The organism is Phenylobacterium sp. (assembly GCF_044358365.1).
Lineage (GTDB): Bacteria > Pseudomonadota > Alphaproteobacteria > Caulobacterales > Caulobacteraceae > Phenylobacterium.
This window is the reverse complement of the sequence record NZ_JBIKNZ010000041.1, coordinates 1-21,682: the sequence shown is the minus strand read 5'-3', so window position 1 is coordinate 21,682 and position 21,682 is coordinate 1. Positions and strand designations below refer to the sequence as shown.

Annotated in this window: 19 protein-coding genes; 5 read left to right on the top strand and 14 right to left on the bottom strand. The window is 67.3% G+C overall.

Translation table 11 applies throughout. The features are described from left to right. Window positions 1-30 precede the first annotated feature (30 nt). The 6 genes from ACIQ3B_RS11955 to ACIQ3B_RS11930 all read right to left on the bottom strand — a co-directional run bounded on the left by ACIQ3B_RS11955 (window position 31) and on the right by ACIQ3B_RS11930 (window position 7,725). Window positions 31-1,404 (bottom strand): hypothetical protein, encoded by a 1,374-nt coding sequence (locus ACIQ3B_RS11955; protein ID WP_397402834.1) that lies wholly within the window; start codon window positions 1,402-1,404, stop codon window positions 31-33. A gap of 187 nt (window positions 1,405-1,591) precedes the next feature. Beyond that, window positions 1,592-2,311: a pseudouridine synthase gene (locus ACIQ3B_RS11950; protein ID WP_397402847.1), complete on the bottom strand. Its 720-nt coding sequence runs from the start codon at window positions 2,309-2,311 to the stop codon at window positions 1,592-1,594. A gap of 17 nt (window positions 2,312-2,328) precedes the next feature. Then, complete coding sequence (locus ACIQ3B_RS11945; RefSeq protein ID WP_397402832.1) at window positions 2,329-3,234, bottom strand: class I SAM-dependent methyltransferase; 906 nt, start codon at window positions 3,232-3,234, stop codon at window positions 2,329-2,331. Window positions 3,235-3,256: 22 nt separating this feature from the next. Next, a complete protein-coding gene (locus tag ACIQ3B_RS11940) occupies window positions 3,257-4,864 on the bottom strand; it encodes a peptide chain release factor 3 (protein ID WP_397402830.1) in 1,608 nt (535 codons plus the stop codon). Between the two features lie 61 nt (window positions 4,865-4,925). Then, the gene (locus ACIQ3B_RS11935) at window positions 4,926-7,142 is read right to left on the bottom strand and encodes an ATP-binding protein (protein ID WP_397402828.1); all 2,217 of its coding nucleotides are present in this window, start codon (window positions 7,140-7,142) and stop codon (window positions 4,926-4,928) included. A 220-nt stretch (window positions 7,143-7,362) separates the two neighbouring features. After that, the gene (locus ACIQ3B_RS11930) at window positions 7,363-7,725 is read right to left on the bottom strand and encodes a response regulator (protein WP_397402826.1); all 363 of its coding nucleotides are present in this window, start codon (window positions 7,723-7,725) and stop codon (window positions 7,363-7,365) included. Window positions 7,726-7,957: 232 nt separating this feature from the next. Between ACIQ3B_RS11930 and ACIQ3B_RS11925 the strand changes: the two genes are divergently transcribed. After that, the gene (locus ACIQ3B_RS11925; RefSeq protein WP_397402825.1) at window positions 7,958-8,155 is read left to right on the top strand and encodes a hypothetical protein; all 198 of its coding nucleotides are present in this window, start codon (window positions 7,958-7,960) and stop codon (window positions 8,153-8,155) included. Between the two features lie 494 nt (window positions 8,156-8,649). On the opposite strand, the gene ACIQ3B_RS11920 is transcribed toward ACIQ3B_RS11925, so the two are convergent. The 5 genes from ACIQ3B_RS11920 to ACIQ3B_RS11900 form a co-directional block, all read right to left on the bottom strand. Further along, the gene (locus ACIQ3B_RS11920) at window positions 8,650-9,594 is read right to left on the bottom strand and encodes a hypothetical protein (protein WP_397402823.1); all 945 of its coding nucleotides are present in this window, start codon (window positions 9,592-9,594) and stop codon (window positions 8,650-8,652) included. Window positions 9,595-9,811: 217 nt separating this feature from the next. Next, window positions 9,812-11,590 carry a tetratricopeptide repeat protein gene (locus ACIQ3B_RS11915; RefSeq protein ID WP_397402822.1) on the bottom strand — a complete coding sequence of 593 codons (1,779 nt, stop codon included), beginning with the start codon at window positions 11,588-11,590 and terminating at the stop codon, window positions 9,812-9,814. Window positions 11,591-11,610: 20 nt separating this feature from the next. Beyond that, window positions 11,611-12,429 (bottom strand): sulfotransferase family protein, encoded by an 819-nt coding sequence (locus ACIQ3B_RS11910; RefSeq protein ID WP_397402820.1) that lies wholly within the window; start codon window positions 12,427-12,429, stop codon window positions 11,611-11,613. A gap of 22 nt (window positions 12,430-12,451) precedes the next feature. After that, window positions 12,452-13,333: a PEPxxWA-CTERM sorting domain-containing protein gene (locus ACIQ3B_RS11905; protein WP_397402818.1), complete on the bottom strand. Its 882-nt coding sequence runs from the start codon at window positions 13,331-13,333 to the stop codon at window positions 12,452-12,454. A 181-nt stretch (window positions 13,334-13,514) separates the two neighbouring features. Then, window positions 13,515-14,144: a TetR/AcrR family transcriptional regulator gene (locus tag ACIQ3B_RS11900; protein WP_397402816.1), complete on the bottom strand. Its 630-nt coding sequence runs from the start codon at window positions 14,142-14,144 to the stop codon at window positions 13,515-13,517. 94 nt (window positions 14,145-14,238) lie between these two features. Here ACIQ3B_RS11900 and ACIQ3B_RS11895 point away from each other — a divergent pair, with 94 nt between their 5' ends. Both ACIQ3B_RS11895 and ACIQ3B_RS11890 read left to right on the top strand, forming a co-directional pair. Continuing rightward, window positions 14,239-15,561 (top strand): flavin monoamine oxidase family protein, encoded by a 1,323-nt coding sequence (locus ACIQ3B_RS11895; protein ID WP_397402814.1) that lies wholly within the window; start codon window positions 14,239-14,241, stop codon window positions 15,559-15,561. Window positions 15,562-15,608: 47 nt separating this feature from the next. Next, window positions 15,609-16,076, top strand: a complete 468-nt coding sequence (locus ACIQ3B_RS11890; RefSeq protein WP_397402812.1) for a DUF411 domain-containing protein — start codon at window positions 15,609-15,611, stop codon at window positions 16,074-16,076. 420 nt (window positions 16,077-16,496) lie between these two features. Here ACIQ3B_RS11890 and ACIQ3B_RS11885 read toward each other — a convergent pair whose 3' ends face one another. Both ACIQ3B_RS11885 and ACIQ3B_RS11880 read right to left on the bottom strand, forming a co-directional pair. Continuing rightward, the gene (locus ACIQ3B_RS11885; protein WP_397402810.1) at window positions 16,497-18,044 is read right to left on the bottom strand and encodes an FAD-binding domain-containing protein; all 1,548 of its coding nucleotides are present in this window, start codon (window positions 18,042-18,044) and stop codon (window positions 16,497-16,499) included. Further along, the gene (locus ACIQ3B_RS11880; protein WP_397402808.1) at window positions 18,041-19,258 is read right to left on the bottom strand and encodes an FAD-binding domain-containing protein; all 1,218 of its coding nucleotides are present in this window, start codon (window positions 19,256-19,258) and stop codon (window positions 18,041-18,043) included. The genes ACIQ3B_RS11885 and ACIQ3B_RS11880 overlap by 4 nt, the downstream gene beginning before the upstream one ends. Window positions 19,259-19,650: 392 nt before the next feature. On the opposite strand from ACIQ3B_RS11880, the gene ACIQ3B_RS11875 reads away from it, so the two are divergent. Beyond that, on the top strand, window positions 19,651-20,286 hold the full coding sequence (locus ACIQ3B_RS11875; protein WP_397402806.1) for a hypothetical protein: 636 nt from the start codon (window positions 19,651-19,653) through the stop codon (window positions 20,284-20,286). 6 nt (window positions 20,287-20,292) lie between these two features. Here ACIQ3B_RS11875 and ACIQ3B_RS11870 read toward each other — a convergent pair whose 3' ends face one another. Further along, window positions 20,293-20,625 (bottom strand): DUF1491 family protein, encoded by a 333-nt coding sequence (locus ACIQ3B_RS11870; RefSeq protein WP_397402804.1) that lies wholly within the window; start codon window positions 20,623-20,625, stop codon window positions 20,293-20,295. A gap of 108 nt (window positions 20,626-20,733) precedes the next feature. Between ACIQ3B_RS11870 and ACIQ3B_RS11865 the strand changes: the two genes are divergently transcribed. Next, a complete protein-coding gene (locus tag ACIQ3B_RS11865; RefSeq protein WP_397402802.1) occupies window positions 20,734-21,627 on the top strand; it encodes a hypothetical protein in 894 nt (297 codons plus the stop codon). Window positions 21,628-21,682: the final 55 nt, after the last annotated feature.

The window sequence follows — 21,682 nt, the reverse complement described above, 5'->3', positions numbered from 1 at the left end:
TGGATTGATTCAATCCAATCTCGACGTGATCTAGCGGGTCGGTCGGTCTGAGCGATCCCGCAGGCGATCCATCGCATCATTGGCCAGCACGCTGGCGGAACGCAGGCCGTGTTCGCCGAACACGTCGAGCGCGGCGTCCAGCGCCATTATGGCGGCGGCGCGTTCGCCCTTGTCGATCCCGGTCATGCCGAGGCGTGCTTCGTAGAGACGCGCCAGATGCAGTTGCGCCAGGGCCCAGCCCACCGGATCGCGGCCGGGGGACAGCGCGGCCAGTTCGATCTTCATGGCGGCTTCCGCCACATCCAGCACAGCGCGATCGCCGGTGATTTCCGCAACGCGCGCCAGACAGACAGCCCGGGCGCTGGCGGCCACGCCGCGCAGGGGCAAGGTGGCCGTATCCTTCAGCACCAGGCTGGCGCGGTCGAAGCAACTCACGGCATGTTCGAAGGCCCGGGCGTCACTTGCAGCCTCGCCGAGGGCCTGGAGGGACTGCCCCAGCGCCACCTGGGTCCGGGCCCAGTCCAGCGGGCTGTGATCCCGGGTCAGGTTGTCCAGGGCCTGGGCCAGGGCTCCAGCTCCTGCAGCGAGCGTATCGACGTCGCCGACCGCTTCACCGCGGAGGGCCAAGGCCTGCCCATGAGCGATCTTGGCGCGCGCCCAGGTCAGCGGCTCGTAGTCGCTGTCCAGCCGGTCCGCAGCGGCGGCGGCGTCCTGGGCGGCCATGTCCAGCAGGTCGCCATCGCGCAGGCGGGCGCCCCAGCCGGACAGGAGATCGGCCCGGATCAGACGCGCTTCCGCGGCCAGCGCCCGGGCGGCCGGAACGCGCTTGGCAATGGTGTCGAGGGCGGCGATTGGCGCGTTCAGCTGCGCCGCCCAGGCGCGCGCCGCAGCAACGTCGGAGCCTTCCAGCAGACGGCGGCCTTCAAGGGTCGCGATTCCGATGTCAGCGAGCGGTGCGGCCAGCCCACCCTTGTTCGACGACCGCACCTCGTTGAAGGCGATCTCGGCGGCGGCGGCGAGGCCCGGGTCCCCGAAGATCTCTGCCCCAAGCAACGCACAGGAGGCCTGCTCACAGCGCGCGCGCGCCCAGCCGTCGCGTCGATGGGTGGCGTCAAAGCCCGTGGCGGCAATCTCCGCGCCGGCGGCGGCCTTGCGCAGCGCGACAGGATCACCGGTGCGCCGGGCCACCTCACGCCAGACGATGGCGGCCTCCAGGCGTCGGGCGGGCTTGTCCTTGGCGCCGACACGACCGGCAGCGATATCCGAGGCCTTGGCCTCCTGGGCCAGCAGCCGCGCATCCAGCAGCTCCAGCAGCGACGTATCGCCCCGGGTCAGTCCGTCTGATGGCGCTCTGGTCCGCTCGGCGGAGAAGAAACGCTTCAGTTCACGGCCGAGCTCGAACATGACCGACTCCGAACCCGACGGCGTCCCACGTTGGAACGACCTGACCGGGCCCTCTCGGAGAACAGCAAAGCCGGAGCCGCAGACTTTAACAAGTGGTTAACTTGCACTGTATGGTTAACGTCGGCGTTGCCTTACTGTAGTAATCGCCGAGGCGATCCACGATCAATTCGGCGTGTCTGTTAACACTTTATGCGAAAATCCTGCCCTGCTCGACCGGAGACAGCACGCGCCAATCTCCCGGTCCGAGGTCATCCGGCAGGCCAAGGGCGCCAATCCGGTCCCGATGCAGCGCGGTCACATGATTGCCGACGGCGGCGAACATCCGGCGGACCTGATGGTAGCGTCCCTCGGTGATCGTGAGGCGGGCAAGCCGCTCGCCAAGGATCTCCAGCGTGGCGGGCGCCAGCGGCGTGGTCTCGCTGTCCAGCATCAGGGCGCCGTCCGCGAAGGTGTCGACTTCCGTGCCATCCAGGGGACGATCCAGGGTGACAACATAGCGCTTGGCCACATGATGGCGCGGCGAAATCACCCTGTGGAGAAATTCGCCGTCATCAGTGATCAGCAACAGGCCGGAGGTGTCCTTGTCCAGCCGACCGATGGTGGACAGCGACGGCATCCGCGCGCGCCAGCGCATCGGCAACAATTCGTACACACTGCGCCCCGCCTCTTTGTGGGAGCAAACGACATCCAGCGGCTTGTGCATGATCAGCGTCAGCGGTGCGGGGGGATCAAGAGGCCGGCCCGTGACGGTCATCCGCGACGACAGATCCGGGGTCAGCGCAATGCGCGCGCCGGCGTCCTTGATGACCACGCCATCGAGTTCCACCTGCCGATGGGCCACCAGCGCGCTCACCTCCCGGCGCGAGCCGTAGCCGAGGTTGGCCAGCAACCGGTCCAGCCGGGCCATCGGAACCTTGGGCGGTTTCACTTACGCGCCTCGATGATCTTGTAGCCGCCGGCGTCGGCCTGGACGGTGACCGTGGCGAAGGCGGCGGTAAGGGCCGCCTCATAGGGCAGGTGCCGGTTGGCGACGAGCCAGCAGACCCCGCCCCGACGGAGCAGGCGCGCAGCGGTCTGCACAAAGGCGACACCCAGATCTCGATCCTCACGGCCCCCGTCATGGAAGGGTGGGTTCATCACCACGAAATCGAGACCCGAGAGATCTTCGCCCAGGCGGCGCACATCGGCCTGGATCACGCGCGCACGGGGATCGTCCAGATTGTGCGCCGCGCAGGCTGCGGCCCGGCGGTCCAGGTCGACGCAGGTCAGCGCGGTGACAGGCCCAGAGGTCAGCACCGCGATCGCCAGCAGGCCGACGCCGCAGCCAAGATCAGCGCCCTTCCCCGAGAGCGGCGGCAGCAGCTCGATCAACCGCGCGCTGCCAGGATCCAGCCGGTCCCAGCTGAACACGCCCGGCTGGGACCAGACGCCAAGGTCCTCCACGATCTGCGGCGCGCCGGCGGCGATGGCGGCCTCCAGACCGGTGAGCGTCTCGGGGCGCGTCACGCTGCAGAACCGGTGGTGGCGGCGCGCATCCTCCGCTACCTGACAACCAAAGGCCTCCAGCGCCTTCTTCAGACGCGAACCGCCCTTGTCCTTGGGCGCAAAGGCCAAAAGCCGTCCGCCGGGGCGCAGCACCCGAAGCGCCTGGGCCAGCACATGGTCCCGCTCCAGTGTGCCGCCGGGAGCCAGGATGATGGTCTCCTCTACCGACGCGTCGGGCTGGTCAGCGAGGTCGGCGGCGCCAGGGATAAGGGGCGATACCTGCAGAGCCTTTGACGGGATATCGACGAGGCCGGGGGCCGGGACGCCGTAGAGCAGCGTTGTCACGACCCAACCTCCCCCGCCACCCCTACGCCCGTTCCTTGGATCGCTCGAAGCGCACCTTGGGGTAGCGGTCGGTGGCGTAGCCGACGTCCCACGAGCTCTTGGCCAGATACACCGGCTGTTCGTCGATATCGGTCCCCATGGCGCTGCGATGCTTGGAAATGAAATCCTCGAGATCGGCCTTCTCGCCCAGGATCCAGCGAGCCTCGCCGAAGGGGCTGGCTTCAAAGATCACGTCCAGCTGGTACTCCTCACGCAGGCGATCAGCCATCACCTCGAACTGGAGCTGGCCCACGGCGCCGACGATGAAGTCCGCGCCCAGGTCAGGACGGAACAGCTGGGTCACTCCCTCCTCCGCCAGGCTCTCCAGCGCCTTCTTCAGGTGCTTGGCCTTCAGCGGATCCTTGACCCGCACCCGCTGCAGGATTTCCGGCGCGAAGTTCGGCAGGCCGGCAAACCGCAGGGTCCCGCTCTCGGAGAGACTGTCGCCCACCCGCAGTACGCCGTGGTTCGGAATGCCGATCACGTCGCCGGCAAAGGCGTCCTCGGCCAGCTCGCGATCCGAGGCGAAGAACATCATCGGCGCGTTGACGGAAAGCTGCTTGCCCGTGTTCTGCACCTTCAGCTTCATGCCGCGCGAGAACTTGCCCGAGCAGAGCTTGAGGAAGGCGATCCGGTCGCGATGGTTGGGGTCCATATTGGCCTGGACCTTGAAGACGAAGCCGGTGACCTCGCGGTCTCCCGGCGCCACGTGGATCGCCTCGGCCGCCTTGCGCGCCGCCACGGCCTTGGGCGGCGGGGCATAGGCGCCCAGACCCTCCAGCAGCTGATCGACGCCGAAGTGGCGCAGGGCCGATCCGAAGAACACTGGCGTCATGTGGCCCTCGAGGAACGCCTGCGGATCAAAGCTCTTGCCGGCGCCCAGCACCAGCTCGGCGTTGTCCGACAGCTCCTCCTGCTCGTCGGGATCCAGGTAGCGGGAGATGGCGTTGCCCCGGAATGCGATGGCGTCCGGATGGCCGTCGTCCTCGCCCGCCGCGCCGCCGCCCTTCTTCTGGAACGGCAGGAACCTGTCGCGGCGCAGGTCCAGCATCCCCTTGAACCGCCCGCCCGAGCCGGCGGGCCAGTAGAGCGGCGCCGGGTCCAGCGCCAGCTTCGACGACACCTCGTCCAGCAGCTCAAACGGATCCTGCGCCTCGCGGTCCATCTTGTTGATGAAGGTGATGATCGGGATGTCCCGAAGCCGGCACACCTCGAACAGCTTCAGCGTCTGGGGCTCGATACCCTTGGCGGCGTCCAGCACCATCACCGCCGCATCGGCCGCCGTCAGGGTGCGGTAGGTATCTTCCGAGAAGTCCTCGTGGCCGGGCGTGTCCAGCAGATTGAACATCAGCCCGTCGTGGTCGAACGTCATCACCGAGGCCGAGACGGAGATCCCGCGCTCGCGCTCGATCTTCATCCAGTCGGACCGGGTCCGACGGTTCTCACCCCGCGCCCGCACCGCGCCCGCCGCCCGGATCGCCCCGCCGGCCAGCAGCAGGTTTTCCGTCAAGGTGGTCTTGCCGGCGTCGGGATGGGAGATGATTGCAAAGGTGCGGCGGCGCGCCGCTTCGGCGGCAGGAGAGCTGGACATGCGGCGCGCCTATCACGTGGGGGCGCGGAGCGGAAGTCGAAGGGAGGATAGCCTCGGAGCCTTACGCGGCCTCCAGATAGGTCGACAGGTCGCGCAACCAGCGGCGGGTGCCGCCGTCGTCGGCGTCCCCGGCTGACAGCTCGATGCCCTCTCCGAAGTCGGTGATGGCCTGCATACCGAACCCGCCTCCCGAGCCCCGCAGATTGTGTCCCAGGATGATCACAGCCTCGAAATCGGCCCGGTCCAGCGCCGCCAGCATGGAGACAACGTCACGCCGACAGTTGTCCAGATAGGCCGGCATCTGCTCGGCAATGTGCCTCGCCGCCCGCGCGGTGGAGGCCTTTGGCGCCGGCTGGTCCGGCGCTTCGGAGCGGGTTTCCGAGGCGTGGTCGCGGATGGCCTGCAGCAGGACATCCTGCTTGATGGGCTTGCTCAGATAGGCCGTGCAGCCGGCCGCCAGGCAGGTTTCCCGATCCCCCTTCAGGGCCGAGGCGGTCAGGGCGATAATCGGCGTCGGAGCCCGGTCGTTGGCCTGTTCCCACGCCCGGATACGGCGGGTGGCCGTCAGGCCGTCCATGACCGGCATCTGCCGATCCATCAGGACAAGGTCATAGAGACCGGTTTCGAACAACTCACAGGCGATGGCCCCGGTCGCTGCGATCTCCACCTGGTATGGTGTGTCTTCCAGATAGGCCTGGGCGATCAGGCAGTTGTCGGGAGAATCCTCAGCCAGCAGGATGCGCAGCGGCGACAGCACCGGCCTGGAGCCCTCGCCAACAGGCTGGGCTTCCGGCCGACTGGCTTCCACCCAGATCTCGTAAGGCGCGGCGAAGGCGAAAAGACTGCCCTTGCCCACCTCGCTCTCGACCCAGATGCGCCCGCCCATCAGCTCCACCAGGCGCTTCGAAATCGTAAGGCCCAGTCCCGTGCCGCCAAAACGGCGGGTGGTGGACGAGTCGGCCTGGGTGAAGCGTTCGAATACCTGGCCCTGTTGCTCGGGCGAGATTCCAATACCGGTGTCCGAGACCGTGAACCGGACGGCTGTCGGAACGGCGGCGTCCCCATCCGGCGCCACCCGCAGGGTCACTGCACCGACATTGGTGAACTTGATCGCATTGCTGAGCAGGTTGAGCAGCACCTGCCGCAGCCGGGTCGGGTCACCGACCAGCTCGGTATGCACATCCGGCGCGATCTCGCAGGTGAGCGTCAGGCATTTTTCCAGCGCCCGCGGCGCCACCATCTCGATCACCTTCTCCAGGTGGTCATTCAGAGAGAAACCGGTCTGTTCCAGCTCGAGCTGGGAGGCCTCGACCTTCGAGAGGTCAAGGATGTCGTTGATCAGATTGAGCAGGTTGTCGCCCGAGCGGCGAAAGACCTGCACATATCTGTCCTGCTCCGGCGTCAGGGCCGTCTTCGCCAGCAGGTCGGCGATCCCCATGATCGAGTTCATCGGCGTGCGGATCTCGTGACTCATGCTCGCCAGAAAGTCAGACTTGGTCCGGCTGGCGCTTTCGGCGGCGGCCTTGGCCTGCTGCAGTTCCACCTCCACCCGCTTGCGCTCGGTGACATCCCGCGCCGCCGCGAATACGCCCTGCAGTTTGCGGTTGCGGTCGTAGAATGTGGTCGCGTTGTAGGACACCACCGTCTGTTTGCCATCGCGGGCGCGGGCGGTGAGCTCATAATCGGTGACCGACTTCTCCCGCAGCACCCGCTTGATACCGGCCTCGGCGCGCCCCGGATCGGTGAAGTAGTCCTTGAAGGGCGCCCCGATAAGTTCGTCGCGCGTGCAGCCGGTGAGCGCTTCCATCTGCTTGTTGACGTCGGTGATGATGCCGGACGGGTCAGTGGTCATCAGGGCGTCGATGTTCGATTCGATCAGCGAGCGGGTGTAGAACTGCTGGTCGCGCAGGCGCTGCTCGGCCTGTTTCTGCTCTTCTTCGACCACCTTGCGCGCAGTGTTGTCGGTGCCGATCAGCAGGTAGCCGATGATGGCGTCCTGGGCGTCACGCAGCGCCGTCACCGACACGACCGCCGGAAACCGGCTCCCGTCCTTGCGGATATAGGTCAGCTCGTAGATGTCCTCGATACCGCGCGAGGCCTTGAACACCAGGGCCTCGAAGCCCGGGGTGATCGAGGTGCCAAGCTCCTCGCTGAGCGCCTCGGCGCGCGCGATTAGTTCCTGCGGATCGGAGATGTCGGCCGGGGTGACCTTGTTCATCACCTCGGCGGCCGAATAGCCCAGCATCCGCTCGGCCCCGACGTTGAAGATCTGGATCACGCCCTTGGCGTCGGTGGCGATGCTGGAAAAGTTGGCGCTGTTGAAGATCGCACTCTGCAGCGCGCCGATCTCGACCCTGGACTCATCAGCATGCAGCCTGGAGCCGCTCGGAGGCGCCCCGGCCTTCGGGAGCGTCAGGCCCTTGTCGGGGTTGGACTTGGAGATGGAGTATCCTGACTCAGTTCCGTATGGCGCAGTCTGGCTGCCGAGGTTTGGGTCTTCAGGCGAGAAGCTGTTCCATCGAGCTTCCCAGCTCGGCGGGCGAATAGGGCTTTTGCAGGAACCGGCCGCCCGGGACGAACCGGGCGATCATCTCGGCGTTGAACGAGGTCCCGGAGGTGTAGAGGACGCGTAGCCCGGGCCTCATCACAATCGCCTTATTCGCGACATCATAGCCGGCACGGGGAAATTCACCCAGGCGCATATCCACAAACAGCGCGTCGATCACGGCCTCTGCAGACAGATGGACGATGGCTTCGACAAGATTGCCGGCGGAAAGGGACACGTGTCCCAGGTCCTCCACGATCCACTCGGCGTTCTGCCGAATGAAAATCTCGTCCTCGACGATGAGTACTACGGCCATCCGAATGCCACCGACGCTGAACCTGACACCGACGCTGAACCTGACATTGTCGCTCCCCTTTCCGCACCTCGGAAAAGTGCAGCGTTTCGAGCGACAAGTCGGGCCAGGGACAAAGGTTCCATGCGCGCGCGAAAAAATTTCTGATTTCGGACGGCGGCCTTGACTGAAATCAACGCCCGACCTGCGGCGAAGCCTTAACTGGGCGGTCGAGGGGACGACCAGGAGGAGCACTGTGGCTCCATACACCATCAGCTATCTGGGGGCGGCGGGAGAACTCCTCGATCGCCAGGAGCAATGGTTCCGGAACGACGACCACGCGCTGGACACCATCGGCCAGAGCAAACATCCCCACCAGATCCTCGTCCATCACGCAGGCCGTCTGGTCGCCCGGTTTCCACCATGGCCGCGGGATAACCTTCCCTTGCGATAGAGCCGAGCCCTGCGGGGACCAGACACCTAGCCTGCGCCCATGAGCGAGCAAAAGATCAAGGGCCCGGCGTCGTACTTCCCCTCTATCGAGAAGCCGTACGGCCATCCGATCGCCGAAGACGCTTGAGCGCCCGAGCGCGCGCGTCTCAGGTCAGGTAGCGATCTCGGCATTGAGATAGCGACGCAAACGAAGAGGATGCGAGGAGCAAAACGCCTGTCGCTTCGGATTTCTACCTAGAATCAAGGGCGAACGTCCGCTTGCTGGCCCGAACCCAACGCGAAGATACGACCCGTTGCGGACGTTCAAATGATCAAGTCCCGACAGGCGCCTTGCGCCAAATGCCGACCTTCAGCGCGTGCCGGAAAGCAGACGCGCCACTTCAGCCTCCTATGGGCGCCAGGCTCCGCTGGGGCGGCCTCACCGGGCGCCCGCCGACCCGCCGCGGCGCCGGCCGCGGGCGCCGCGGTACCGGTCCGCCGAAGTCTGTCGCGCTGTCAGACTTGGCTGATCGGCGGTCCGCCGATCCGGCCCACGCGCGCCAGTCGTCCCTGGTCCACCGGCGCATCCAGCCGCGCAGCTACGCAGACGGCGCGCAAGACCTGTAGGCCGACCGCCATGCGGGTCTCGAAATGATCGGACAACGCAGGCGAAAAGACGATTTCGCCCGACGCCGACAGGCGGAGGGCGCCGGAAGCCTCGCCCTCTTCCAACAGCCGCGCTACATGCATGCGCGATACCAACATGTCCCGCGCCAGCCGCCGGCGCGAGACCATCACCCGTTCCAGCAGTTGCCCGCCGTCGGCGTCGGGCGCCTGATTTTCCAGGAAATAGAGCAGGAAACCCAGGCCGCGGTCGCGATCCGTGAACACCGCGATCGGCCCCTCGCCCGGGCCGACAAGGTCCGGGCGTAAGATCGAGATCATGCCGAGGGTAAGTAGGAAGCTGCGAAGGGTCGCAGGGTCCTGCAGCGCCGCGACCACGTCGGCGAACTCCGGAATCAGGTCGCCCAGGTGACCCAGGATGCCGGCCACCCCGTCTCGTAGTCGCTGGTGGAATTGCGGCTGGACGCCCAGCCGGCGATGGCCCCACGCCACGTCCGCCGACTCGATCTCCAGGTCGCCGCTGGCGACTCCACGGTCGAGGAAATCGGCCACCACGCCGCGATTAAAGCCGTACATCTGCTGGCAGGTGTTCAAGAGCTCGCCGGCGGTCGTGCCCATGTCCCGCGCGTCGAGCACCGCCATGGTGAAGGCGATTGTGAACCGCCGGTCGTGCTGCGTCACCCAAAGGCCGAATGCGTCCTGGCTGGTGACGAAGGCCCTGGCGCCGACCGCCAGGCGCCCGATGGCAGGCCGCAGGCTCGGGCCCTGCCGCAGCGCCGCCACCGCGTCGGGGGTCAACAGGGCGAGCGCCCGGGCCCAGGGATCGTCGATTTCCAAGGCTGCCTCCGGGCTGTGACGGTCGTCCAGCACCCTGGGGGCGGCGGGCCGGAGAGGCCGTCGCGCACCGGAATAGAGCCCGTGAACCAAGGTGTGCAGGAGCCCGGTTTGGTGGCGGCCGTCAAGCTATACAGCCTGAACCCGGGGCCGAGGCCACGCCATCCCGCAGATTCGCCTGCAGATCGCGCAGGTCCGCCAGCCGAGCGTGCGCGACTGGCTAGATCGCGACGTCGAAATGGTCGGGCGGCAGGCCGTCGCGGCATCGCGCGTGCATCTGGCGGAACGCCGCTTCGAGGTGTCGGGTGTAGGTGGCCGTGTCGAACAGTGGGCTGGTCCCCCGGGTACGGATCAAGGTCTCGCGGATCTGCCGCAGGAGGTCCGGTGAACGGGCGAGTTGGATCGCGCGGGCCTCATAGTCTTCCAGGATTTCGCAGACCAACTCGGGAAGGCCCGCCACCGTCAGCAGGCTGGACGCGACTCGCCCGGCGAAGGCGCCGCCCCGCCGCGTCAGAACGGGCAATCCCATCCAGAGCGCATCACTGGCCGTGGTATGGGCATTGTACGGCACGGTGTCGAGGAACAGGTCCGCGCAGCCCAGCCGGGCGAGATGATCGACTGGCGCCGCCCAGGGCGCGAAGATCAGACGATCCGGCTCGATTCCGCGCCGCGCCGCCGCGGCTCTCAGGTTCGCCCGGGCGGTGGAATGGGTGTCCAGAAGCCAGAGAACGCTGTCGGTGACCTCTGTTAACACCGACATCCAGATCTGGAAGATCCTGGGAGTGATCTTGAAGGCCTGGTTGAAGCAGCAGAAGACGAACCGATCCGCAGGCAGGCCTACCTCGCACCGGGTTGGGGTCTGGATCGGGGTGACACGGAAGGTGTCGTTGGGCTGATAGGCGTGGGGCAACCGGACGACCTTTTCGTCGTAGTGGGGCATGTGTTCGGCGGGCAGCACGGCGGCGTCGGCGACAAGATAGTCCAGATAGGGAGCACCGAGGGTCCCGGGGTAACCCAGATAGCTCACCTGCAGCGGGGCCGGACGGCGCGCCAGGACGCCCAGGCGATGGGCGCCAAACGCCCCGTTGAGATCGATGAGCAGGTCGAGATCCCGCTCGGCGATACACTGCGCCGCGTCGGCGTCCGACAGGTGGGCGACGGGAACAATGGCGTCGAACGCCGCCTCCACCCGCCGGCGCATCGGGCTGCCGTCATCCCAGCCGTTGTCGAAGGCGATCAGTTCGAAGGCGTTGCGGTCGTGCAGGGACCATACCTGCGCCAGCAGGGCCGAGGTGGCGTGGGCTCGAAACTCGCCGGACAGGTAGCCCAGGCGGATCCTGTCTCCCGATCGGGGTAGGCGCCGTCCGGTCGGCCGCGTTGCGGGCGGGAACCTGGCGGCGGAATAGGTCCGGGCGCAACGCTTCAGCAGGGCCTCGTCGGCCGTGATGCGGAGCAGGACATGGGGCTCGGCCACGAGATCGCCGGCGCGCACCCCTTGCGCGATTCGTGCGCTCAGGGCCGGCAGGTCGGTCCAGTCGCAGGCGGCCAGCTTCGCCTGCAGCCAGGCTCCAGGGCCAAAAGGGAGGTCCGGATCGAGTCCCAGGGCGCGCTCGAAGCCCGCCAGCGCCGCGTCGAGTTCGCCCATCCGCTCCTGGAGAACCGCCAGGTTGAATTGGGCCGCCGCATGATCCGGAGCCAGTCGCAGGGCGCGCCGGAAAGAGCTGAGGGCCGCAGCGTGATCTCCGGACGCCATCTCGACCAGGCCCAGGTTGGCGTGGTGCGCAGCGTTCGCGCCCCCGCTGAGGCGGAGCGCGCGCCCTATATGGCGGGCGGCGTTCCGCAGATCGCGGTCGCCATAGTCAAGAACACCTAGCAGGTGCCAGGCCTCCGCATGGCCCTGCGACCGGCGCAGCAGCGCCTCGCAGATGCGTCGTGCTTCAAGGGGTTCGCCGCGGTCGGAAAGCGCCTGCGCCTGGCGAAGCAGGACCTGTGGCGGCACGGAGGGTTCGACCGTGGCGGTCAGATCATTCGCACCGCCGGCGGCAAGCCGCCAGCGGTCTCCCAGAAGGCCTCAGCCTGGTGGCGTTCGAACAGGTCTGGCGGCAGAAGCGAGCGCCGCGCGACCTGTCGAACACGCCGCCGTACATGGTGCAGGCCGGGAGCGCCGATCCGCGCGTCGAACATCAGGGCGTCGTAGTCCTGCTCCACCGCCTCCACGTCGTGGGCGAAGCGCGGCTGGCCGATGAAATCGTAGATCGCAGCCAGGGCGCCATTGGGATCCCGGGTCAGGGTGTCGAAGCGTACCAGCAGCAGGCGGTCGGCATGGTCGCTGAACACGGCCTGGCGCAGAGCGCTGATCGCGAAGCCGACCATCCCGCCGGCCATCAGGCCCTCGCAGCGGGTGTAGACGTTGCCGCCCGGGTCGAACTTGAAGATTCCCGACGGCTCCAGACTGTTCTTCTGGGTCAAGCGCTCCAGGCTATCCAGCACCCAGGCGGGATTGCGCACGCAGCAGATCACCCGCGACGCCGGCCAGAGCCGCGCGGCGAGGGACAGCTTGGCCGTCCAGTCGCGGCTGGTGTCGATCACCAGCTTTTCGGGATGGATATCGCCATAGAAGCTATCGATGCAGGCCTTCAGCACCCGTTCGCGCTGCCCGTCATCGATGAAGACCGCCCCCTCGTTTTCCTGGCTCATCGTCCGCATCAGCGAAGCCACGAGGCTGGCCGCCGGGCTGCTCATCGCCGCGTGGATTGCCGGGTTCTGGCTCAGCAGCGCCGCCAGCAGGGTCGACCCGGACCGGGGCAGGCCCGAGATGAAGTGAATGCCGTTGTCCATGCCTGGTGCTGCGTCCGCGCCGTCAGGCCAGCCGCGGGCGCGCGCCAACCCGCCGGCGCAGCACGAGGCCGAGCAGGCCAAAGCCGGTGAGCATCGAGATCCACGTCGCGGGTTCGGGGACGGGCGCCGCCGCCAGCATGTTGATCGTGATCAAGCCGTTGCCCACGCGCTTGCCCGACGACAGGACGACGTTCGTCGCGCGGGTCGCCACATACGAGCCGCCGCCGCCGGCCGGACCCTGGCCTGAGTATAGTCCGTACCAGCTGCCGCCGCCGCCCGAATAGCCGCCGCCGCCGCCGCCGCCATAGGTCCCATCGCTGGCGCCGCCGCCGCCGAAGCCGCCTGCAAAGCTGCGTCCGCCGCTCGACGCCCCGCCCGCGCCGCCGTTCAGGAACGAGGCGCCGCCATTCGACCGGCACTTCGCGCCGTTGCCGCTGAAGCCGCCGCCGCTTCCGGCCTTGCAAGAGTAGGCGGCGGATCCGCCGCTGCCGTTGACGCCGCCGCCGCGCCCGCCGCCGGAGCGGCTCACCACCCCGGAACTGGTGCCGATCGTGAAGGCGAAGCCACCGCCACCGCCGGCGACCACAAGTGGGCTGAGCCCGCCGACGACAAAGCTGCCGCCCCCGCCGCCACTTGCGCGGTCGAAGCCAGGGCTGGCCCCTTGCCCGCCGACCAGGATCGACAGCACCTCCCCGGCGCTGAGGTTGAGACCGCCGCCGGCCTGCGCGCCGCGTCCGCCGCTGCCGCCTCCCTGGGCGCCGAACGCCATGATCTCATAGATACCCGTCGTGGGGACCACCCAGTGTTCGATCGTGCCTGTGAACAGGAAATCGGCGGCCTCGGCCGCACTCGATGTCAGGACGGCCGCGGCGGCGGCGGACGTCAGGAGGATGGATTTCAGCATGCGTGGGGTCCCGACCTACAGTGGACGGAGAACTCCCACGGCAAAGCCGAGCGGCACAATCTGCACACATTCGGCGCCAAACTTCGAATTAGTGCCGGCTTGACGGGCCAGTGCAGACCCATTGACCGGACTGCCCCAATGGAGGGTAGCACCGAAAACACGTTGAAATACAGTGGGTGAATTACGCGATGTCACCGTGTTTCTCGATCAGGTCGTCGAGATACATCTCCAGCAACCGCGTGGCTTCCGCCTTCATGTCGTCGGAGGCATTCAGGACAAACAGGGCGTCGACCACCTGCAGCAGGATCTGCGCTGACAGATTTCGCGTCGAGGCCGGCGCCTCCGGCGCAAGCCAGGCCAGCATGTCGGTCAACTCTGTGACAACGCCCGAATCGAGAGCAGCTTCCTGACCCGCGCCCTCCCAGTCTTCCGGCATGCCCAGCCGCAGGATCCGATAGGCAGGGTTCGCTTCCATAAACGCCTGCAGCGGAGCCAGATAGGCCTCCAGGAACACCTTGGGCGGAGGGCGCGCGGGCTCGGCCTTTAGCATAGCACTGGCATCGGCCAAAGCCGCCTTCAGACGCTCTATGTGACGGGCGTGGAGCGTCAACAGAATAGCCGTCCGCGACGCGAAGAACTGGTACAGTGATCCATGCGCGGCCTTGGCGCGCTTCGCGACATCCGCCATCGCGAACCCTTCCAGCCCCCGTTCCACGATCAGCGCTTCAGCAGCATCCAGCAAGGATTGCTGGCGGTCACGGCCGCGCTTCTGGAGCGCCGGCAGGGCGAGACTTTTGTGGGCTTCAGTCACGACAGGTGAGGCTTTTCACGTCCGGGGCTTGCAAACACGACAATCTCGTCATATTTAAGATGATAACTTTGTCATATAATGGAGCCGTTCCCCCGTGTCTTCCATTCTTGCACGTCGCACGTTTCTGGCCGGCGTGGCGACCGCCCTGTCGGCGCCCACGGTCTTGCGCGCCGGCGTCGAGGCCGACACGGACGTCGTCGTCATTGGAGCCGGCACAGCCGGCCTGAGCGCCGCCGACGCGCTTCTCCGCAAGGGCCTGAAGGTTATCGTTCTGGAGGCCCGGAACCGTATTGGCGGGCGCGCCTGGACAGAGAGCGAGACGCTTGGTCTGCCTTTTGACCAGGGCGCTCATTGGCTGCACAACGCCGAGGTGAACAGCTTCAGATCCAGCGCTCGCGCCCTGGGTCTGCAACTCGTTGATGCCAGCACCAGCAACCTGCAACTCTATCGTCAGGGTTCGCCCCTGGATCGGAGGGCGTCAGGTCGATCGTTTTCCCGCGCCGAAAAACAGCTTGAGCGCCGGATGGGATCGCAGATTTTCTCAGGAAAAGATGCCGCCCTTTCCGGGTTCCGGAGTGATGATCTATGGCAGAACGGCGTGATTGGCGCCGCTGCATTCTCGATGGCGGCCAATCCGGAGCAGATCTCAATCCTGGATTGGGCGACGTTGACCGATGGCGGCGATCTGGCCGTCAAGGGGGGCTACGGGGCCCTGATCGCGCGCGTATTCGCCCGTGTTCCGGTCAGGCTCGGGCATCGCGTTACGGCGCTGGACTGGTCGCAATCCGGCAGGGTGAAGGTATCGGGCGACTGGGGCGCAATTTCCGCCCGGCGGGTGATCGTGGCCGTGCCGCCGACGGTGCTTGCCAGCGGCTCGATCAGTTTCATGCCCGCCCTCCCTCTCGCCAAGCAGCAAGCGTTGGCGTCCTTCCACAAGGGTCAGTTCCTCAAGGTCGGCATGCGGCTTGGTCTGCCCGCCGAAGGACTTGCCGATTATCACGCCGATCTCGACGATCTGGCGGGCGGTCGACGTGAAGTCCTGATTGCCGACAGGTTCAATCCGCTGCTGACCCTGATCGCGTCAGGCGACACCGCGCGCGATCTGGCAGGTCAGACCCCGGGCGCACGAAAAGCCTACGCCATCGAACGCGTATCAGCTCTCCTCGGGTCAAATGTCGCCAACAGCATCGCCGCCGCGACGGCCTATGACTGGGTGTCGGATCCGCTCGCGATGGGAAGCTACAGTGCGCTGCCGCCCGGCGCGGCCGACGCGCGAAAGGTCTTCGCGGAACCCCTGTCTGACCTCGTTCATTTCGCGGGCGACGCCGCGCCCACCCCCTATGCCGTGACGGTCTACGGCGCCTACCGATCAGGTGTAAGCGTCGCCGGAAAGATCGCGTCCCTGAAGCGGTCGTAGGGTGGGCGTGCATGGGTGGCGGGACTTTGACCCCGGAAGGGAACGCAATGCGGCAGCACCATATCTCCCGGCGCGGACTGCTCGCGACCGCTCCTGCGCTGCTGATCGCCGCCGGTTGCGCCCAGGCCGCCAGGGCCCAGGAGATCGTTGTCTACAAGACGCCTTGGTGCGGCTGCTGCAAGGCGTGGGTGACCCACATGAACCAGGCCGGCTTCAGAGCCGTGGTCAAGGAGATGCAGGACCTCGCGCCCGTGCGCGAGCAGTACGGAATTCCGTTCGCGCTGTCGTCGTGCCACACCGGCATGATCGGCGGCTATGTGATCGAAGGCCATGTGCCGGCGGAGGATGTGGCCAGGCTGTTGAAAACCCGTCCAAAGGCGTTGGGCCTGACCGTCCCCGGCATGCCGATCGGATCGCCGGGGATGGAGCAGGCCTCGGGGGTCACCGAACCTTTTGACACCCTGTTGCTGCTGGACAGAAGCGGCCGCACCCAGGTGTTCGCCAGCCACACCTGACCCACCGAGGGACCGGTCCAGATCTGCTCTGCAGACTTCGGGCGATGCACTTTGGGCGAGAATGACGCGCGTCAGGAATGACGGGTCGTGACCCGTCTTGCCCGTTCCGAATGTCTGCTCCACGGCGCCGGATGCCAACGTCCGCGTGTTGGCCGGAAGCCAACGCGAAAGAACGACCCAAAGCGGAAGCTCAGGTAGTGCGCTCTTGGAGCAATGCCGTGACCCGCGCCCGATCCGTAGACGATAGGTCCATGCTCGCCGCCGCGCGCCAGTGTTCCCGGGTCTTGTCGGACTTTCCCAGTTTTGCCAGCGCGTCGCCCCGGTTCGCGCCGAAGTTTGCCGCTACCTCAGCACCCCACTGCCAGTTTGGACAGGGTGGGGTCAGCTGGTCGCGCAGGACCAGGTCTCGGGTAGTCGTCGTCAGAGGTCTAGGGTCAGCTGAGGGTCAGGCCCCGGCGAGGATGAAGACGAGGCGGCGGGTTTTCGGCGGCCGCCCCGCATCGGAATGCCGGCTTTGCGGCTGCCGTGTCTAGCGACGATGTCCCGCGCCTGATCCCCATGGGCCGGACCCTGGCGGACCGCATGGACCGCTTCCCGGGCGGCCCGGGCGGCGGCGGCATTGTCGACCAGCGGCGGCGGATAGGCGAGGCGGGCGGCGCCAGGCCAGGCCCAGGGCTCGTGCAAGAAGGCGCCTGGTACATCCGACAGCTCTGGCAGATAAGCCCGCACGAACCGGCCATCGGGGTCCTGGTCCAGACCCTGCTTTACCGGGTTATAGATCCGCATGGTATTGATACCGGTCGTACCCGACTGCATCTGGACCTGCGACCAGTGGATGCCAGGCTCATAGTCGACGAACTTGCGCGCCAGATGCAGGCCGGTCTCCCGCCAGGGCAGCCACAGGTGATAGCTCGCAAAGGACATCAGCATGGCGCGCATGCGGAAATTGATCCAGCCATGCTGGTTGAGGGCCCGCATGCAGGCATCGACGAAGGGAAAGCCGGTGCGCCCCTCGCTCCAGGCAGCAAGGCGGTCCGGATCGGCCACCTGCGGGCGCAGGCCGTTATAGGCCGGATGCAGATTTTCGAACTCGATGCGCGGTTCGTCCTCCAGCTTCTGCATGAGGTGGCAATGCCAGTGCTGGCGGCCGATGAAGGAGACCAAGGAGGCGCGCCAACGGCTGGCGTCCGGATCGCCGGAGGCCCTCAAGTCGCGCATCCGGGCAGCGCTGGCCTGAGCGACCTCACGCATAGAGATCGTGCCCCAGGTCAGGTGCGGCGAAAGTCGGGAACTGGCGTCGAAGGCCGTCACCGGGCTGGACATCTGGAAGCGGTAGTCGCGGCCGCGGGCGTTGAGGAAACTGTCCAGTATCGTCAGGGCCGCCGTCCGGCCGCCGGTCTGCCGATGCGGGCAGGGGTCGGGCGCCAGGCCCACCGTGGCGGAGTCCGGCAGGCGATCCCCCTGAAAGCCCTCCAGCCGGGTCAGGGCAGTGGGCTGCGGGGTCAGGGGCTGGGCCATGTCCTGGTCCCAGGCCCTGGCCCAGCCATTACGAGATTTCAGGCGGCGGATCACACCGAACTGTCGTGGTTCATGCCAGGGCACTCCCGCGCGTCTGGCCCAGGCCGCCACAGCGAGGTCGCGGGCATAGGTCCAGCCATTGCCGGTCTCTTCATGGCTCCACAGGGCGGCAATGCCTCGCTGTGCATGCAACTGGGCCAGGATCTGGGCGGCCTCGCCTGTCCGCACGTAGAGGGGCTGGCCGAGGGTTGACAGGGCCTGGTCCAGTTCCTTCAGGCACTCCGCCGCAAAGTCCCACTGCCGGGCCGAGGCGTCTGGCTGGGCCCATAGACCAGGCTCGACGATATAGAGAGGCAGGACCGGCCCGGCCCGGACCGCCAGGGTCAGCGGCCGGTGATCGACAACCCGCAGGTCGCGCTTGAACCAGACGACCTGCAGCGGCCCGGTCACGAGACCCCCAACTCGCCAAGTACTGCCGGGATCCGGTCCTTAAACGCGAAGAAGCCCTTCGTGGCCAATGGCCAGAAAGCGTCGTCCCAGTCCCGACGCACCTGGACTAGCGTGATGCCAGCCAAGGCCAACTCTGGTGCCAGCCGCGCCAAGGCCTGTGCCGTCGGCCCCACGGGCGCGAAGGCCGTCACGATTCTGCTGACACCGACATCCCCCGCCGCCGTCGCCAGGTCCGATGCCGCCAGCCTGTCCAGGCGGTTGACAGGGCAGCCAAAATGCCTGACGGCGCGGGTGGCGGAGTCGCGGGCAGCAGCATCAGTGAACCGCCAGCCCGCCTCGCCCCAGGACAGGGCGGGATCAGCAGCCACAACCGCGCCCTGAACCGCCGATCGGACAGGCAGCAGGGATTCTGGATGCAGGTCGTCCGGCGTGACCAGCAGCAGGAAGGGCTGGCGCAGGTCGGTCGGCAGCCGGGGCGCCAGAGGCAGTGCGGGACCAACCGGAGGCTCGGTCATGGCAACAGCTGCCTGGACCAAGCCTTTGGGGGCAAACCGGCCCTCGGTGTAGCGCTCGATGTTGGAGGCGGTCGCAAGATAGGTTTTGCCCGGCGTCTGGAGGCCAGCGACCCAGCGCCAGGACAGCGTGTTACTGGCTGCGTCGGCATCGACCAGATGACGAAGGAAGAAATCGGCGCCGAGGGCCCACGGCAGGCCTAGAGTGAAGATCCAGATCGATGCGAACCACATCCGCGCGTGGTTGTGCAGATAACCCGTCTGAACCAGCTCACGCGCCCAATCATCGAACCCCTCGATCCCGGTGGTGCCGCGCTCGGCGTCGGCTAGGACCCGGCTGTCCGCAAGATCGGTGAGGCTGCGCTCGCGGGTCTCCAAAAATCGGGTCCAGACGGAGGGGCGAAGCTCCAGCCAACCCTTCCAGTAGGTTCGCCAAAGCACTTCTTGGACGTACTTCTCGGCTACCTCGAGCCGATGGAGCGCCAGGACCGCCTCGACGATCTCCTGCTCGGTAATGAGCCGACGGCTTGTACAGGGCGACAACCGCGACACGGCACCCGGCTGGTCCGGCCCCGGATCGGCATTCCGCCCGATATCGTAGGCGCGGCCGGCCCGCGGCGCAAAGCCAGCCAGTCGGTCCAGGGCCGCTTGGCGGGACGGCGGAAAGTTGGTTGCGGCTAGTCGGTCAGGGGTCAGTGTCATCGGGCAGCGGACTCGGTTGGGCGCGGGCGCCACTAACGCTCGGTATAAGGCACAAACCGGGATCGCCAATGGGGCTGTCAGTCTAAGGTCAACTCATCGCCGGTTGGGTGCAAACTCTCCAACCCTAGCCTGTCACTAGCCCGTGACGGCGCGCCACTCGGTCACATTGTCTAACTTCCGGCCTCAGCAGATGTCCCGGCTGATGAGGTGGCTTGCCATCGGCTCGATTTGATATCCTCGCTATGTCCGCTATCCCTCCATCTCAGCCGCTCGGAAGGTCTGCTTGCGGGCGGTCATCGGGTACCAATTGTCAGGCTAGGGGTCGACCGTTGCCGCCCTCCGACGCTCGAAAACAGTTGACATCCTCCCATCCTTATGTTCCTGTTTTGTTCATGTCCGCCCCTGCCGACATTCCCGAACTGCCCGAGGACGACGCCGTCCTGCGGGAGATCGCGGCGATGGATCTGGCCCTGGCGCGGAGGCTCTATGGCGAGGCCATGGCCGAGGCGGATGCGGAGAAGGCGGCTGATATCACGCGGGCCTATAATCGCGTCACCCGCTCGCTGCGTCAGTCGATCGCGCTCCGGGCGCGACTGGCCCAGGGCTGGGAAAACCATCACGTCAATCACGGGCGGCGCGTCGATCTGACCGCCGAGAGCCCTACCCTGTCGTACCTCGGCCTGGCGGCGAGCGGGCTGGCGCAGCCAGGCCGGCCCGATCCGGCGGCGGCAAGGGCCGAGGCTGACCGGCGCCGCGCGATCCTGCAGCGGGCGGTCCAGCGGATCATCTGGAACGAGCGTGAGACCGAGCGTCTCGACCGGCCCGCGGCCGCCCGCCTTCGGGACCGCCTCGCCGATGAGGCGCTGGCCGCCGTCGCCGAACCGGCCCTGGCCCGCGCGCCGGTGGAGCGGCTGGTCCGCGACGTCTGCCGACGCTACGGCCTGCGCTACAATCCCGACTGGGAAAGCCTGCCCAAGCCGCTGGAAAGCTGGCTCTTCCCCCAGATGGAACTCGCCGACGACGGGTAAGGCGCTTCAGCCCTTCTCCACCGGCTCCACCAGGAAGTGCCGGCCCTCGCGGTCCTCGATCTCCACCACCCAGACGTCGGGGTCGATGCGGACGGCGCGTTCGATATAGCGGTCCAGGTCCGGCTCGGCCGTGGAGGCGACCGGCTGCATCCAGATGCGGTCGCCGTCTCCCCGTGTGGCTTCGGCCAGCAGCCGCGCCGTGCCGTCGCTGCGGTTCAGGATCTTGACCAGCACCGCGCCGGCGCGCGGGTCGCCCTTGCGCACGACCACGGCGAAGCCGCCGCCGATCTCGACGCGGCGGATCAGGGCGCCAACCCAGATATCGGCAGACAGCAGCATGGCGCAGACCATGCGCTGATGCGCCCGGCGCCCGTCAACCCCGGGTCAACCTTCCTGAGGTACAGCTTGCGCCCAGACGGCCAGACAAGGCCGCGAAAGGCTAAATGCATGACGAGCACGCGCAGAAGCGCGAGGCCGGCGTGGTGGTGGATGGGTGTTTCGGGTCTGGCCGTGCTGGCCGCCCCCGGCGTGGCGCTGGCCAGGCCGGTCGACCTGTTCATCGAACGTGCGGCGACCAGCGAGGCGGGCGACCGTTGCGGCCTGTTCTCGCCGGAGGTCGCAGCCGCGCTGGCGGCGGCGACGCAGCAGGCCCGGGGCGCGGCGCTCCGCGCCGGATCCGACGCCAGAACCCTGACCAGCCTGGAACGCGACGCCCGCTTTCGCGCCGCGCGGCTGGAGTGCGACAGCGAGCGGGTGGTCGACGCCGCCAACCGCGTGAAGAGCGCGTTCGCCGGCTATCAGCGCATTTCCCGGATGGTCTATCCCGGCGATGTCGCCGACTGGCGGGCCGATCGCACCACGGGCCGCGCGGCGCGCTGGCGTCTGTCGCAGGACAGCCGGTTCGGCGCGGACCGGATGACCTTCGGGCTGGCGGGCTGGGACGGCGCCAACGGGCTGCTGGCGGTGGCGACCTTCGCCGACGGCCGCACGCCCTATGCGGCGCGTCTGGTCATGCGCGACGGCGCGCGCACGCTGGGACCCTACCTGATCGCCACCGGCAAGGCCGCGCCCTTGAGCGCGAAGCTGCCGCCCCGCACCGCGACCCGCAGCTATCTGGCCGAGGCCCGCAGCTCGGCCGGGCCGGAACTGCTGCCCAAGGCTGTGGAGGCGGGCTGGGCGTTCCGTTTCCCTGTCGCCGCCGCCCAGGCGCTGGGCGACCTCGACCCGCGCGAGTCCATCGCCGTGGAGTTCCTGTTCTCCGGTGAGCGGGTCCGGACCGCCTATGTGGAGGTGGGCGACTTCGCCGCCGGCCGCGCCTTCCTGCGGATCGCCTCGCGCTAGGTGTTCAGTCCCGAGGTCAAGTGGACCGGATCGAGCCTGAAGCGGTGGGGTTCGT

Excerpts from the sequence above, each read along its gene's own strand:
- ACIQ3B_RS11890 (WP_397402812.1), top strand. The coding sequence starts at position 15,609 with ATGCGGCAGCACCATATCTCCCGGCGCGGACTGCTCGCGACCGCTCCT.
- ACIQ3B_RS11875 (WP_397402806.1), top strand. The coding sequence starts at position 19,651 with ATGTCCGCCCCTGCCGACATTCCCGAACTGCCCGAGGACGACGCCGTC.
- ACIQ3B_RS11905 (WP_397402818.1), bottom strand. The coding sequence starts at position 13,333 with ATGCTGAAATCCATCCTCCTGACGTCCGCCGCCGCCGCGGCCGTCCTG.
- ACIQ3B_RS11870 (WP_397402804.1), bottom strand. The coding sequence starts at position 20,625 with ATGCTGCTGTCTGCCGATATCTGGGTTGGCGCCCTGATCCGCCGCGTC.
- ACIQ3B_RS11930 (WP_397402826.1), bottom strand. The coding sequence starts at position 7,725 with ATGGCCGTAGTACTCATCGTCGAGGACGAGATTTTCATTCGGCAGAAC.
- ACIQ3B_RS11910 (WP_397402820.1), bottom strand. The coding sequence starts at position 12,429 with ATGGACAACGGCATTCACTTCATCTCGGGCCTGCCCCGGTCCGGGTCG.
- ACIQ3B_RS11865 (WP_397402802.1), top strand. The coding sequence starts at position 20,734 with ATGACGAGCACGCGCAGAAGCGCGAGGCCGGCGTGGTGGTGGATGGGT.
- ACIQ3B_RS11880 (WP_397402808.1), bottom strand. The coding sequence starts at position 19,258 with ATGACACTGACCCCTGACCGACTAGCCGCAACCAACTTTCCGCCGTCC.
- ACIQ3B_RS11950 (WP_397402847.1), bottom strand. The coding sequence starts at position 2,311 with ATGGCCCGGCTGGACCGGTTGCTGGCCAACCTCGGCTACGGCTCGCGC.
- ACIQ3B_RS11955 (WP_397402834.1), bottom strand. The coding sequence starts at position 1,404 with ATGTTCGAGCTCGGCCGTGAACTGAAGCGTTTCTTCTCCGCCGAGCGG.
- ACIQ3B_RS11940 (WP_397402830.1), bottom strand. The coding sequence starts at position 4,864 with ATGTCCAGCTCTCCTGCCGCCGAAGCGGCGCGCCGCCGCACCTTTGCA.